Source organism: Nocardioides xinjiangensis (assembly GCF_017916455.1).
Lineage (GTDB): Bacteria > Actinomycetota > Actinomycetes > Propionibacteriales > Nocardioidaceae > Nocardioides > Nocardioides xinjiangensis.
Map to the genome: position 1 here is coordinate 58,197 of NZ_JAFMSY010000002.1, position 13,234 is coordinate 71,430.

Here is a 13,234-nt window from a genome sequence, read left to right on the forward strand (position 1 = left end):
CGTCCGTGCCAGAGGAAGCGACCCGCGTCTGGACCGTGCCCAACATCATCAGTGTGGTGCGGCTCGCCGGTGTGCCGTTGTTCCTGTGGCTCGTCCTGGGGCCCGAGGCCGACGCCCTCGCCCTCGTCGTCCTCATGGTGGCCGGGTTCACCGACTTCCTCGACGGCTGGCTGGCGCGCCGGCTGGACCAGTACTCCACCCTCGGGGAGATCCTCGACCCGGTCGCCGACAGGCTCTACATCCTGGCGGTCGTGGTCGGGCTGCTCCTGCGCGACATCATCCCGTGGTGGGTGGCGGTCGCGCTGCCGCTGCGTGACCTCTTCCTGTGGGGACTCGTGCCGGTCCTGCGCACCCGGGGCTACTCCGCGCTCCCGGTGCACTTCCTCGGCAAGGCCGCCACCTTCAACCTGCTCTACGCGTTCCCGCTGCTCCTGCTGGGCGGTGGCGACGGCATCGTCGCCACCCTCGCCCGGACCTTCGGGTGGGCGTTCGCGTGGTGGGGCATCGGCCTCTACTGGTGGGCCGGTGTCCTCTACGCGTGGCAGGTGCGCACGCTGCTGAGGGACACCCCCCGCCGCACGTCACCGGCGTCCGAGCATGGCTGAGCCCTCCGCCGGCACCACCGAGCGCCGCCTCCCCGAGCACGTCACCACGCCGCTGCTGACGCTGATCACCACGCGCTCGATGGACGAGGACTACGCGCACGTCGCGCAGCAGCGTGCCGCAGCGGGCGACGTACGCCCCCAGGTCGCGCGGCCGCACTGGTCGAGCGTGCTCGCGATCGCCGCGCTGGGCGTGATGGCGGCCGTCGTGGCCGCGCAGACGGACCGGCAGGCCGACGTCGACGAGCTGAGCCGCGCCGCGCTCATCGAGCAGATCGACATGCGCAGCGACGAGGTCCGCGCGCTGCAGCGCCAGGTCGTCGAGCTGACCAGCTCCAACGCGGACGCGGCGAGCAGGAGCACGCAGCTGCAGGGACGGCTCGACGACATCCAGTCGCGTGTGCGGCGCGCCGAGCTCAACACCGGCTACTCGGCCGTGCACGGCCCCGGCGTGCGCATCACCGTCGACAACCGGCCCGACGTCGAGGTCAACAGCGAGATCCGCGACGAGGACCTCGCGATCCTCGTCGACGGGCTCTTCGAGGCGGGCGCGGAGGCCGTCGCCGTCAACGACCAGCGGATCAACGTCCTCGGCGGGATCCGCAACACCAACCGCGCGATCCACGTGAACGGGCGGCCCGTCATCCCGCCCTACGTGGTGTCCGCGATCGGCGACCCGAGGACCCTGCAGGCGCGCCTGCTCCAGACCAGCCAGGGGCAGGAGTGGTTCACGCTCGTCGACGGGCTGGACTTCGTCTACTCGTCGGAGAATGTGGACGACATCCGCCTGCCGCCGGCGCCCGAGCGGGCGCTTCGTGATGTGATCGAGCTCGACGCCGACGCCTCCAGCGGACCGACCAGAGAGGGGAGCTCGCCGTGATCGCCGCCCTTGGGCTGCTCCTCGGCATCATCGCCGGACTCGCGTTCGCGCCCGACGTGCCCCTGGGCCTGCAGAACTACCTGCCCATCGCGGTCGTGGCGGCCCTCGACGCGGTGTTCGGCGGCCTGCGCGCCTACCTCGACGGCATCTTCGACGACAAGGTCTTCGTCGTCTCGTTCGTCAGCAACGTCGTCGTGGCCGCGGCGATCGTCTACCTCGGCGACCAGCTCGGCGTCGGGTCGCAGCTGAGCACGGGCGTCATCGTCGTGCTCGGCATCCGCATCTTCTCCAACGTGGCGGCGATCCGCAGGCACGTGTTCCATGCCTGACGAGCGACCGGCGCACGGGCGGCCCGCACCGGACGAGCCCGGCCGCGAGCGGCTCCGGGTGGCGCTGACGAAGCCGACGCGCCGCCAGGCGGTGGTGGCCGTGCTCCTCGCGGTGCTCGGCTTCGCCTTCGTCGTCCAGGTCCGCGACACGCAGGCCAACGACACCTACGAGGGACTGCGCGAGGGCGAGCTCATCGAGGTGCTCGACGGACTCACCGGCACCGCCGAGCGGGCGCGCCGCGAGGTCGACCGGCTCGAGGCGCGCCGCGACGAGCTCCAGGACGAGAACCAGGCCCGCGCCGCCGCCCTCGACGAGGCCGAGCAGCGGGTGCGCACGCTCAACATCATCGCCGGCCTCGTGCCGGTCACGGGCCCCGGCCTGCGGGTGACCATCACCGAGTCCACCAGCCGGGTCAGCGTCGGGTCGCTGCTCGACACCGTCCAGGAGCTGCGCACCGCCGGAGCGGAGGCGATGGAGTTCAACGACTCCATCCGCCTCGGCGCGGACAGCTCGTTCGAGAACGCCGTCGGCGGGATCGAGCTCGACGACCAGCTGCTCGAGCCGCCGTACGTCCTCGACGTCATCGGCGACCCGCACGTCCTCCGCACGGCGCTGACCTTCTCGACCGGCCCCATCGAGACGCTCGAGACGCTCGACGGCGCGACGGTGACCGTCGAGGAGCTCGAGCAGGTCGAGATCACCAGCGTCCGCGACGCGCCCCGGCCCGAGTATGCGGAGCCCGGCAGCGGCCAGTAGCCTGCCGAGGAGCCGCGGCCACCAGCCGACGTACCCGCCGACCACCCGAGGAGCCCCCGTGTATCCGGAGAACCTGAAGTACACCAGCGAGCACGAGTGGGTCCGCACCCCCGGCGACACCGACGGCTCGGTCCGGGTCGGCATCACGGAGTTCGCGCAGGACGCCCTCGGCGACATCGTCTACGTGTCGCTGCCGCAGGTGGGCGACCAAGTCACGGCCGGCGAGACCTGCGGCGAGCTCGAGTCGACCAAGTCGGTCAGCGACATCTACGCGCCGGTCACCGGCGAGGTGGTCGCCACCAACTCGGCCCTCGACGCCACGCCCGAGCTGGTCAACAGCGACCCCTACGAGGCCGGCTGGCTCTTCGAGGTCAGCGTCACCGACGCGTCCGAGGTCGACGGCCTCATGGACGCCGCGGCCTACCAGGCCGGCCTGGGCGGCTGAGTCGTCCGCCCGGTCGCCGACCACCGGATCCACCGGGCTGGTAAGTTCGGACCAACCGTCAACCTCAACCCTCGGCTGAGGGTTCAGTGTCGATCCGTCGAGGAGCCTCCATGCCGTTCTGCACCGCCTGTGGCAAGCAGAACCCTGACGATGCCCGCTTCTGTGCCCAGTGCGGCACCAAGCTGCTCGGCGGGGACGACGCGGGCACCAGCCCGGTCGAGACCACAGCGACGATCACCTTCGGGGCGCCCGACCAGCGCGAGTCCTCCGACCGCCAGCTGAGCCCGGTCGACGCGGCCGCCGTGGACGCGCTGCCCGAGGGTCACGCCCTGCTCGTCGTCCAGCGCGGTCCCAGCGCCGGCAGCCGCTTCCTGCTCGACACCGACGTCGTCGGTGCGGGCCGTCACCCCGACAGCGAGATCTTCCTCGACGACGTCACCGTCTCGCGCCGGCACGCGGAGTTCCGGCGCTCCGGCACCGGCTACGCCGTCAGCGACGTGGGCAGCCTCAACGGCACCTACGTCAACCGCGACCGCATCGACTCCGTCGAGCTAAACGACGGCGACGAGGTGCAGATCGGCAAGTACCGGCTCGTCTTCTTCTCCTCCCACCCGGGCAGCTGATCCGTGGCCGCCTCGGCATCGGCAGGGCAGGGTCGCGGCGCCCGCTACAACATCGGGCAGGTCCTCGACCAGCTCCGTCCTGACTTCCCGGGCGTGACGATCCCCAAGATCCGCTTCCTCGAGGACCAGGGCCTGGTCAAGCCCGAGCGCACCGCGGCCGGCTACCGGAAGTTCTCGGGCGAGGACGTCGCGCGGCTGCGCTACATCCTGCTGATGCAGCGCGACCACTACCTGCCGCTGAAGGTCATCGGCGACCACCTCGACGCCATCGACCGCGGCCTCGAGCCGCCGGCGATCGAGTCGGTCGTGCCGACGGTGCCCAAGGTGGCCCTCGCCTCCGACGGGCTGCCCAGCCCGGAGTCGTTCCGCCGCACCAGCGACCTGCGTCTCTCGCGCCGGGAGCTGATCAAGGTCGCGGAGATCTCCGAGGAGCTGCTCGCGCAGCTCGAGCAGTACGGCCTGGTCAGCGCGCGGACCGGCACGGGGCACTTCGACAGCGACGCCCTCGTCGTCGCCCAGACCGCGCGCGAGCTGGCCGACTTCGGCTTCGAGCCGCGCCACCTGCGGGCCTTCAAGACGGCGGCCGACCGGGAGGTCGGGCTGGTGCAGCAGGTCGTGGCCCCGCTGGCCCGGGGCCGCGACGCGGCTGCTCGCGGACGCGCCGAGGACGCCACCTCGGAGATCGCGGCCCTGTCGGTGCGGCTGCACGCCACGCTGGTGAAGGTGGGCCTCGACCGGGGCTGACCCCTGAGCGGTGCGTCCCGCGGGTGCGTGGCCGGCCACCCGCCGGCGGGGACGCTCGGAGGGGCACCGCCGACAGGCACCTCCAACCTCACCAGCCGTGAGTAGGGTGGAGCCATGCGGGAAATGGACGTCATCGGGGTCCGTGTCGAGATGCCCTCCAACCAGCCCATCGTGCTGCTGCGCGAGGTCACGGGGGAGCGCTACCTGCCGATCTGGATCGGGGCGGTCGAGGCCACGGCCATCGCGTTCGCCCAGCAGGGCGTCACGCCCCCGCGCCCCCTGACGCACGACCTCATGCGCGACGTGCTCGAGGCGACGGGCCAGCGGCTCGACGAGGTGCGGATCATCGACATGCAGGACGGCGTCTTCTACGCCCAGCTGGTCTTCGAGGGCGGCGCCGAGGTCGGAGCGCGCCCCTCGGACTCCATCGCCCTGGCCCTGCGCACGGGCAGCCGCATCGTGTGCGCCGAGTCGGTGCTCGAGGAGGCCGGGCTCGCCGTGCCGGCCGAGCAGGAGGACGAGGTGGAGCGGTTCCGCGAGTTCCTCGACCACGTCTCGCCCGACGACTTCGAGTCGCCTTGAGCGAACGGGCGGCCGGGGCGTCCCTCGCCCTCCTACGTCGTCCGGTAACCATCACCCTCAACCTGAGGTTCAGGGTTTGCGACACGCCGGGTCGTGGATGGACAACCCGCACGTGCGGGCTTACCTTGAACTGTCTCTGTTGTAACTCCACCGTTGTGGTTGCCGGTCCTCCGGCTGCCGGGCGGGCCCTTCCCCCAGGAGTTACCGCTCAGCGGAGGATCTGACCTGGAGGGTCACTGTGGGTAGCAACGAGAACGAGCAGGGCGCGGACGCCGCCGGGATGAAGGCTGCTGCCGAGGCGGCCGGCCTCGCCGAGGAGCAGGGTCTGCTCTTCGACGACGACGTCTCGCCGCTGCCCAGCGACACCGGCTACCGCGGGCCGACCGCCTGCAACGCGGCCGGCATCACCTACCGGCAGCTCGACTACTGGGCCCGCACCGGGCTGGTCGAGCCGAGCGTGCGCGGCGCGGCCGGGTCCGGCTCGCAGCGGCTCTACTCCTTCCGCGACATCCTGATCCTCAAGGTCGTCAAGCGGCTGCTCGACGCGGGCATCTCGCTGCAGCAGATCCGCACCGCGACCGCCCACCTCCGCGAGCGCGGCACCGACGACCTGACCCGGGTCACCCTGATGAGCGACGGGGCCTCGGTCTACGAGTGCACGAGCAACGACGAGGTCATCGACCTGCTGCAGGGCGGCCAGGGCGTCTTCGGCATCGCGATCGGCGGCGTCTGGCGCGAGATCGAGGGCACGCTCGCCGAGCTGCCGTCCGAGCGCACCGCCGAGGAGGCCGGCACGGCCGTCCCGGGCGACGAGCTCGCCGCGCGCCGCGCGGCTCGCAAGACCGGCTGAGCCCCGCCACTCCCCGCACCACGTCGAGGCCGTCCGGACACCGGGCGGCCTCGCCCAACTCCCGGGTGGGCCGCTAGACTCGTCGTGCTGACATCCCATGCGGGAGAGTCACCGCGGCCGGCTCGCCGGCCTGCGGTGCGCCGAAGGGGCAATTCCTCCCCGGAACCTCTCAGGCACCCGGACCGCGCTGGGTTGGCACTCTGGAGGCCACCGGGCCGACAGAGGGGGAGGTCCAGTGACCTCAGGGAGCCCTCGTGCCGGACGCCACCCCGACCCCCGCCCCGACCCCCGCCCCGACCCCAGTCCCCGCCGACACGCTCGGGGAGTTCGTTCGCCGCCACATCGGCCCCGACGAGTCTTCCGTCGCACACATGCTGCGGGCGGTCGGTCACGAGTCGCTCGAGTCGCTGATGGCGGCTGCGGTCCCGGGCGGCATCCGCACCGCCGCCGCGCTCGACCTGCCCGACCCGCTCGACGAGGAGGCCACGGCCCGCGCGCTGCGGACCCTCGCCTCGCAGAACCGTCCCGCCGAGGCGATGATCGGACTGGGCTACCACGCGACCATCACGCCGCCGGTCATCCGGCGCAACGTGCTGGAGGACCCCTCCTGGTACACGGCGTACACGCCCTACCAGCCCGAGATCTCCCAGGGCCGCCTCGAGGCGCTCCTGAACTTCCAGACCGTCGTCGCCGACCTCACGGGCCTGCCGACGGCCAACGCCTCGCTGCTCGACGAGGGCACCGCGGCCGCCGAGGCCATGACGCTCGTGCGTCGTGCGCAGCGCAACGCCAGCGGCCCGTTCGTCGTCGACGCCGACGCCCTGCCCCAGACGATCGACGTCGTGCGCACCCGCGCCGAGGGAATGGGCATCGAGGTGGTCGTGGCCGACCTCGACGAGGGGTTGCCCGAGGGCGACGTGTGCGGCGTGCTGGTCCAGTACCCCGGCGCCTCGGGGGAGGTGCGCGACCCCCGGCCGGTGATCGACGCCGTGCACGAGCGCGGCGGTCTCGCCGTCGTCGCCGCCGACATCCTCGGACTGGCCCTGCTGGAGGCGCCCGGGACCTTGGGCGCCGACGTCGTGGTGGGGTCGTCGCAGCGCTTCGGCGTGCCCCTGTTCTACGGCGGTCCGCACGCCGGCTTCATGGCGGTGTCCTCCGGCCTGGAGCGCCACCTGCCCGGCCGCCTGGTGGGCGTCTCGGTGGACGCCGAGGGCCGCCCGGCGTACCGCCTCGCCCTGCAGACGCGGGAGCAGCACATCCGTCGCGACAAGGCGACGTCCAACATCTGCACCGCCCAGGTGCTGCTCGCGGTCGTGGCCTCGATGTACGCCGTCTACCACGGGCCCGACGGGCTGCGGCGGATCGCGCGGCGCACGCACGAGCACGCCGGCCGGATCGTCGCGGCGCTGCGTGCCGGGGGAGTGACGGTCCTCAACGAGACCTGGTTCGACACCCTCACCGTCGCCGTGCCGGGTCGCGCCGGCGAGGTGGTCGCAGCCGCCCGCCAGGTGGGCCTGCACCTGCGGCTGGTCGACGAGGACCACGTCGGCCTCTCGACGTCCGAGCGCACCAGCCCCTCGACGGTGGCTGCTGTCCTGAGGGCCTTCGGCGTGGCTCCGGCGGCGGACGACGTGGAGCCGGGACTGCCCGATCAGCTCGTGCGCACGACGGACTTCCTGACCCACGAGGTGTTCAACTCCCACCACAGCGAGACGCAGATGCTGCGCTACCTGCACCGCCTGTCGTCGCGTGACTACGCCCTCGACCGGGGGATGATCCCGCTCGGGTCGTGCACGATGAAGCTGAACGCGACCACGGAGATGGAGCCGGTGAGCCTGCCCGGGTTCGCCGACCTGCACCCGTTCGCCCCGGCCCAGGACGCCACGGGCTACCGCGAGCTCGTCGACGACGTCGAGCGGTGGCTGGCCGAGGTGACGGGCTACGACAAGGTCTCCGTGCAGCCCAACGCCGGCTCCCAGGGCGAGCTCGCCGGCCTGCTGGCGATCCGCGGCTACCACCTCGCCAACGGCGACGTGGGCCGCGACGTCTGCCTGATCCCGTCCTCGGCGCACGGCACGAACGCGGCCTCGGCGGTGATGGCGGGCATGAAGGTCGTGGTGGTCAAGGCCTCCGACGACGGCTCGGTGGACCTCGACGACCTGCTGGTCAAGTGCGAGCAGCACGCCGAGACGCTGGCCGCGATCATGGTGACGTACCCCTCGACGCACGGCGCCTACGAGGACACCATCACCGACCTGTGCAAGATCGTCCACGACCACGGCGGGCAGGTGTACGTCGACGGCGCCAACCTCAACGCGCTGCTCGGCCACGCCCGGCCCGGCGAGTTCGGCGGCGACGTCTCGCACCTCAACCTGCACAAGACGTTCTGCATCCCGCACGGTGGTGGTGGTCCCGGCGTCGGCCCCGTCGCCGTGCGCTCGCACCTCGCGCCGTACCTGCCCTCGCACGCGTCGCACCCCGAGGCCGGGAAGCGGCAGGGCATCGGTCCCATCAGCGCGGCGCCCTACGGCTCGGCCGGCATCCTGCCGATCACGTGGGCCTACATCCGCATGATGGGCGCCGAGGGGCTCACGCGCGCCACGGCGGTCGCGGTGCTGTCGGCGAACTACATCGCCCACCGGCTCGGGGACCACTTCCCGGTGCTCTACCGCGGCCACGGCGACCTGGTGGCGCACGAGTGCATCCTCGACCTGCGCGGCATCACCAAGGCCAGCGGCGTCACGGTCGACGACGTCGCGAAGCGGCTCGTCGACTACGGCTTCCACGCCCCGACGATGTCGTTCCCGGTGGCCGGGACGCTGATGGTCGAGCCCACGGAGTCCGAAGACCTCGGCGAGATCGACCGGTTCTGCGACGCGATGATCGCCATCCGTGCGGAGATCGCACGCGTCGAGGCGGGGGACTGGACGCCCGAGGACTCCCCGCTGCGGCACGCGCCGCACACCGCCCGCGCGCTGGTCGGCGAGTGGGAGCGTCCGTACACCCGCGAGCTCGGCGTCTTCCCGCGGGGCATCGACCCCGACAAGTACTGGCCGCCCGTGGCCCGGATCGACCAGGCCTACGGCGACCGCAACCTGGTCTGCTCGTGCCCGTCCCCGGAGGCGTTCGCCGAGTGACCGCCACGGCGCAACGCGCCTAGGGTCGGGTCCATGGGCGACCAGCGACAGCGACTGCTGGACCTCGCTCAGGCGGAGGGCCGGCTGACGTCGGTCGTCGGCGCGGTCCTCGACCGCTACGGCGCGGTGTGGGCCGGTGGTGCCGGCCAGGCGCCGGGCCTCGACGGGCAGTACCGCATCGGGTCGATCACCAAGACGATGACGGCCGTCCTCGTCCTGCAGGCGCGCGACGAGGGCCTGCTCGACCTCGACGACCCGCTGTCCGCGCACCTCGGCGACGTCGGCTACGGCGAGGTCACCCTCCGCGAGGCGCTCGCCCACTCCTCGGGGATGCAGAGCGAGCCGCGCGGCCCCTGGTGGGAGCGCACGCGGGGCGGCGACTTCGCGGCGCTGGTCGCCGCCAACGACGGCAGCGGGCGGGTCGCGCGGGCGGGGGAGTGGTTCCACTACTCCAACCTGGGCTACGGACTGCTCGGGGAGGTCGTCGCCCGTCGGTTCGGCGCGCCCTGGCGCGCGCTCGTGGCCGAGCGGCTGCTGCAGCCGCTCGGGATGCGCACGACGTCGTACCTGCCGCGTCCCGGTGCCCAGGCGGGCTGGAGCGTCGACCACTTCACCGGCATCCGGGTGCACGAGCCGCTCGCCGACACCGGGGCGATGGCGCCGGCGGGGCAGCTGTGGTCCACGCTCCCGGACCTCGTCACCTGGGGACAGGTGCTCGGGGGTGCCCGGCCCGACGTGCTGGCGGTGCCCTCGCTGGAGGAGATGCAGCGGCCGGTCACGGCCGGCTACGGGCTCGGGCTGATGCTCGACACGCACCCGGGCGGCCGTCTGGTGGGGCACACCGGGTCGGTGCCGGGCTTCCTCGCCGCGCTGCACGTCGACCCCGTGAGCGGGATCGGCGCGGTCGTGCTGGCCAACGCCACCACCGGCATCGACCCGCGAGAGCTCGCCGTCTCGCTCATCGACGGCGACCCGGACGCCGACGACGCCCGCCCGGTGCCCTGGCGGCCGACGGTGGCCCTGCCACCCGAGGTCCACGGCGTACCGGGGCTCTGGTTCTGGGGCAACACCGCCTACGACGTGCGCTGGCACAACGACGGGCTCGAGCTGCGGGCCATGGCCCGCGGCAACGTCGTCACCGACCGCTTCGAGGTCGTCGACGGGGTGCTCGTCGGGACGCTCGGCTACCACCGGGGCGAGCGGCTGGCGCTCGTGCGCCGCCCGGACGGCTCGATCCGCAACCTCGAGTGCGCGACGTTCGTGTACACCCGCACGCCCTACGACCCCGAGGTCGACATCCCGGGCGGCCACCCGCGGTGAGCGGAGCAGGCGGGCGGGTCAGACTCCCTGCGACACGCTCGACATGTTGAAGTCCGGGATGCGCAGCGCCGGGGTCGCGGTCCGTGAGAAGTAGTCGTCGCCCCACTCGCGGCTGAAGCTCGGCACGGACGCCGTGGCCGCGCTGAACCGGTTGAGCAGGTCGATGGGGCTCTCGTTCCAGCGGAAGTTGTTGGCCGCGCCGACGATCTCGCCGTCCTCGACCACGTAGACGCCGTCGCGGGTCAGCCCGGTCAGCAGCATGGTCTGCGGGTCGACCTCGCGGATGTACCACAGGCAGGTCAGGAGCAGACCGCGCTGCGTGCCGGCGACGAGGTCGTCGATCGTGCCGGCGCCGTCACCGACCTCGAGGACGAGGTTGTCGATCATCGGCGTCACCGGCTGCCCCGTCATCGCCGCGGAGTGGCGGGTCTGCAGCAGCCCGGTGAGGAGGCCGTCGCGGATCCAGTCGGTGCGCTCGAGGGCGAGCCCGTTGTCGAAGACGGAGTCGGTGTTGTCCGAGGACCCCGCGACGACGAACGGCGCGCACTCCAGGCCGGGATGGGCGGGGTCGGAGAACAGGTTGACCCCGGGAGCCGCCACCTTGTCGTGGATCCGCGTCCCGCCGCCTCGGCGGCTGTAGACCGACTCGCCCTCGTGTGCCACGCGGGCGCCGGCGCCCCAGTAGGCGTCGATCATCAGGTCGGCGACCGAGGACGGAGGGAGGATCGTGTCGTAGCGGCCGGCGGGCAGGTCGACCCGCCGCTCCGCCCACGCCAGCCGCTGGGCGACGGTGGCGGCCATCGCCGCGGCGTCGACGTCGCGGAAGTCGCGCGTGGCCCCACCGGTCCAGGCGCTGCGGGTCAGCGAGGCGTCCTTGCCGGTGCAGGCGTAGTGCCCGGTGGGCTGCACGTGACGCAGCCGCAGCCCGCGGGAGGAGCCGAGGTAGGTCGTCACGACCTCGTGGTTGACGAAGCCGTAGAGCAACCGGTCCTCCGCCGTCGCCTGGACGAACGCCTCGCCGAGCGCCGGGGCGAAGGCGTCGTAGACGCCGATGTCGGTGGTCACCGGCTGGTCGTCCCAGTCAGGGGACGTGAGGTCGGCGACCAGCTCGGCCTCGTCCTCGGCGGGGGTGCCGGCGCGAGCCGCGGCGTCGGCGGCCTCGACGAGCGCGCCGACCTGCGCGGTGGTGGCGGCGCTCCCGGACACCGATCCGGTGGCGATCCCGCCGTCGACCGAGGCGAAGCTGATGACGGTCACCGAGACCTCGGTCATCACCCCGTTGGTGGTCAGGGTGTTGTTGGCCCAGCGCAGGTTGGCGCTGGTGGCGTCGCGGACGATGGCGATGCAGTCGTCCGCGGTCGACGTGGCGAGCGCGTGCTCGACGAGTTGCTGGGCGGTGCTGCGCATGGACGTCATCAGTGGCCTGCCTCGTCGAGGGTGTTGAGGATGTTGACCCCGCGGAACAGCGCGGTCGGGCAGCCGTGGCTGACCGCGGCCACCTGGCCGGGCTGGGCCTTGCCGCAGTTGAACGCCCCGCCGAGCACCCAGGTGTCCGGGCCGCCGACCGCCTCCATGGAGCCCCAGAAGTCCGTGGTGGTGGCCTGGTAGGCGACGTCGCGCAGCATCCCGTCGAGACGGCCGTCGGTGATCTTGTAGAACCGCTGGCCGGTGAACTGGAAGTTGAAGCGCTGCATGTCGATCGACCAGGACTTGTCGCCGACCACGTAGATGCCGCGCTCCACCCGGGCGATCAGGTCGTCGGTGCTCAGTCCGTCGGTGCCGGGCAGGAGCGAGACGTTGGCCATGCGCTGGATCGGGATGTGCCCCGGCGAGTCGGCGTACGCGCACCCGTTCGATCGCCCGCCGTTGAGCTCCGGCTTGAGGTGGCCCATCGAGCGGTCGAGCTGGTAGCCGACGAGCACGCCGTCGCGGACGATGTCCCACGTCTGTGTCTGCACCCCCTCGTCGTCGTAGCCGACCGTCGCCAGGCCGTGCTCCTGGGTGCGGTCGCCGGTGACGTTCATGACCGGGGAGCCGTACTGCAGGGTGCCGAGCTTGTCGTAGGTGGCGAACGAGGTGCCGGCGTAGTTGGCCTCGTAGCCGAGTGCCCGGTCGAGCTCGGTGGCGTGGCCGATCGACTCGTGGATGGTGAGCCAGAGGTTCGAGGGGTGCACGACGAGGTCGTACGCCCCGGCCTGCACGCTGGGCGCCTTCAGCTTCTCGGCGAGCAGCTCGGGCACCTCGGCGAGCTCGGCGTCCCAGTCCCAGTGGGACCCGGTGAGGTACTCCCACCCGCGTCCCACCGGCGGGGCGATCGAGGCCATCGAGTCGAAGACGCCGGTCTCCGCGTCCTCGCCCGTGGCCTCGAACCCCGGCTGGAGGCGGACGCGCTGCTGGGTGGTGCGGGTGCCGGACAGGTCGGCGTAGTACTTGTTCTCCTGCACCTGCTGCAGGAACGCCGTGGCGTGGGCGACGGCGGCACCGGCGCGGAGCCGCTCGGTCCAGTCGACGAGCAGCGCGGCCTTGTCGCGGGTGGGCACCTCGAGCGGGTTGACCTCGTAGCCCGAGACCCAGGTGACGTCGCCGTGGACCGGCTCGGGCGCCAGCTCGACCGGGGTCGTGGTCATCGCCGCCGCGACCCGAGCGACCGAGACGGCCGTGTCCGCGACACGTCGGGCCTCGGCGTCGGTGAGCACCACCCCGGACGCGAAGCCCCACGCGCCGTCGTGGACGACGCGGACCGCGAAGCCGAGGTCCTCGGCGTCGCTTGCGGTCTGGAGGACCCCGTCGCGCGCGCCGAGGTACTGGTAGCGGTTGCGCTCGAACCGGAAGTCCGCGTGGCTCGCGCCGAGCTCCGCGGCCCGGTCCAGGGCCACCTCGCCGAGCCGGCGGTGCGGCAGGTCGCTGAAGGTCGGGTCGAGCCCGGGCGCACTCATGCGCACGAACCTAGCCGAGCACCAGGGCG

The 13,234-nt window shown here is 72.4% G+C and carries 13 protein-coding genes and 1 riboswitch; of the genes, 11 read left to right on the top strand and 2 right to left on the bottom strand.

Translation table 11 applies throughout. The features are described from left to right. Positions 1–5 precede the first annotated feature (5 nt). From J3P38_RS11250 to J3P38_RS11300, 11 genes are all read left to right on the top strand, one after another. The gene (locus J3P38_RS11250) at positions 6–605 is read left to right on the top strand and encodes a CDP-alcohol phosphatidyltransferase family protein (RefSeq protein WP_210440894.1); all 600 of its coding nucleotides are present in this window, start codon (positions 6–8) and stop codon (positions 603–605) included. Further along, entirely contained in the window at positions 598–1,482 is an 885-nt protein-coding gene (locus tag J3P38_RS11255; protein ID WP_210503722.1) for a DUF881 domain-containing protein, read from the top strand. The genes J3P38_RS11250 and J3P38_RS11255 overlap by 8 nt, the downstream gene beginning before the upstream one ends. Then, a complete protein-coding gene (locus J3P38_RS11260) occupies positions 1,479–1,811 on the top strand; it encodes a small basic family protein (RefSeq protein ID WP_210440896.1) in 333 nt (110 codons plus the stop codon). The genes J3P38_RS11255 and J3P38_RS11260 overlap by 4 nt, the downstream gene beginning before the upstream one ends. Further along, positions 1,804–2,568, top strand: coding sequence for a DUF881 domain-containing protein (locus tag J3P38_RS11265; RefSeq protein WP_210503723.1), 765 nt, complete (start codon positions 1,804–1,806; stop codon positions 2,566–2,568). The genes J3P38_RS11260 and J3P38_RS11265 overlap by 8 nt, the downstream gene beginning before the upstream one ends. 58 nt (positions 2,569–2,626) lie before the next feature. Next, a complete protein-coding gene (gene gcvH, locus J3P38_RS11270) occupies positions 2,627–3,013 on the top strand; it encodes a glycine cleavage system protein GcvH (RefSeq protein ID WP_307807862.1) in 387 nt (128 codons plus the stop codon). 110 nt (positions 3,014–3,123) lie between these two features. Next, the gene (locus J3P38_RS11275; protein ID WP_210440899.1) at positions 3,124–3,636 is read left to right on the top strand and encodes an FHA domain-containing protein; all 513 of its coding nucleotides are present in this window, start codon (positions 3,124–3,126) and stop codon (positions 3,634–3,636) included. A gap of 3 nt (positions 3,637–3,639) precedes the next feature. Beyond that, positions 3,640–4,380, top strand: coding sequence for a transcriptional regulator FtsR (gene ftsR / locus J3P38_RS11280; protein ID WP_210440900.1), 741 nt, complete (start codon positions 3,640–3,642; stop codon positions 4,378–4,380). Between the two features lie 114 nt (positions 4,381–4,494). Next, the gene (locus J3P38_RS11285) at positions 4,495–4,962 is read left to right on the top strand and encodes a bifunctional nuclease family protein (protein ID WP_210440901.1); all 468 of its coding nucleotides are present in this window, start codon (positions 4,495–4,497) and stop codon (positions 4,960–4,962) included. Positions 4,963–5,242: 280 nt separating this feature from the next. After that, a complete protein-coding gene (locus tag J3P38_RS11290; protein WP_210441576.1) occupies positions 5,243–5,812 on the top strand; it encodes a MerR family transcriptional regulator in 570 nt (189 codons plus the stop codon). Between the two features lie 90 nt (positions 5,813–5,902). Beyond that, positions 5,903–6,007, top strand: a riboswitch (glycine riboswitch). Positions 6,008–6,183: 176 nt separating this feature from the next. Then, positions 6,184–8,949: an aminomethyl-transferring glycine dehydrogenase gene (gcvP, locus tag J3P38_RS11295; RefSeq protein ID WP_246856046.1), complete on the top strand. Its 2,766-nt coding sequence runs from the start codon at positions 6,184–6,186 to the stop codon at positions 8,947–8,949. Between the two features lie 33 nt (positions 8,950–8,982). Then, the gene (locus J3P38_RS11300; protein WP_210503726.1) at positions 8,983–10,269 is read left to right on the top strand and encodes a serine hydrolase domain-containing protein; all 1,287 of its coding nucleotides are present in this window, start codon (positions 8,983–8,985) and stop codon (positions 10,267–10,269) included. An 18-nt stretch (positions 10,270–10,287) separates the two neighbouring features. On the opposite strand, the gene J3P38_RS11305 is transcribed toward J3P38_RS11300, so the two are convergent. Together J3P38_RS11305 and J3P38_RS11310 are read right to left on the bottom strand one after the other, a co-directional pair. Beyond that, on the bottom strand, positions 10,288–11,685 hold the full coding sequence (locus J3P38_RS11305) for a metallopeptidase TldD-related protein (RefSeq protein WP_210503727.1): 1,398 nt from the start codon (positions 11,683–11,685) through the stop codon (positions 10,288–10,290). Then, positions 11,685–13,205 carry a TldD/PmbA family protein gene (locus J3P38_RS11310; protein ID WP_210503728.1) on the bottom strand — a complete coding sequence of 507 codons (1,521 nt, stop codon included), beginning with the start codon at positions 13,203–13,205 and terminating at the stop codon, positions 11,685–11,687. The genes J3P38_RS11305 and J3P38_RS11310 overlap by 1 nt, the downstream gene beginning before the upstream one ends. Positions 13,206–13,234: the final 29 nt, after the last annotated feature.

Excerpts from the sequence above, each read along its gene's own strand:
- J3P38_RS11255 (WP_210503722.1), top strand. The coding sequence starts at position 598 with ATGGCTGAGCCCTCCGCCGGCACCACCGAGCGCCGCCTCCCCGAGCAC.
- J3P38_RS11265 (WP_210503723.1), top strand. The coding sequence starts at position 1,804 with ATGCCTGACGAGCGACCGGCGCACGGGCGGCCCGCACCGGACGAGCCC.
- J3P38_RS11275 (WP_210440899.1), top strand. The coding sequence starts at position 3,124 with ATGCCGTTCTGCACCGCCTGTGGCAAGCAGAACCCTGACGATGCCCGC.
- J3P38_RS11285 (WP_210440901.1), top strand. The coding sequence starts at position 4,495 with ATGCGGGAAATGGACGTCATCGGGGTCCGTGTCGAGATGCCCTCCAAC.
- J3P38_RS11290 (WP_210441576.1), top strand. The coding sequence starts at position 5,243 with ATGAAGGCTGCTGCCGAGGCGGCCGGCCTCGCCGAGGAGCAGGGTCTG.
- gcvP (WP_246856046.1), top strand. The coding sequence starts at position 6,184 with ATGCTGCGGGCGGTCGGTCACGAGTCGCTCGAGTCGCTGATGGCGGCT.
- J3P38_RS11300 (WP_210503726.1), top strand. The coding sequence starts at position 8,983 with ATGGGCGACCAGCGACAGCGACTGCTGGACCTCGCTCAGGCGGAGGGC.
- J3P38_RS11305 (WP_210503727.1), bottom strand. The coding sequence starts at position 11,685 with ATGACGTCCATGCGCAGCACCGCCCAGCAACTCGTCGAGCACGCGCTC.
- J3P38_RS11310 (WP_210503728.1), bottom strand. The coding sequence starts at position 13,205 with ATGAGTGCGCCCGGGCTCGACCCGACCTTCAGCGACCTGCCGCACCGC.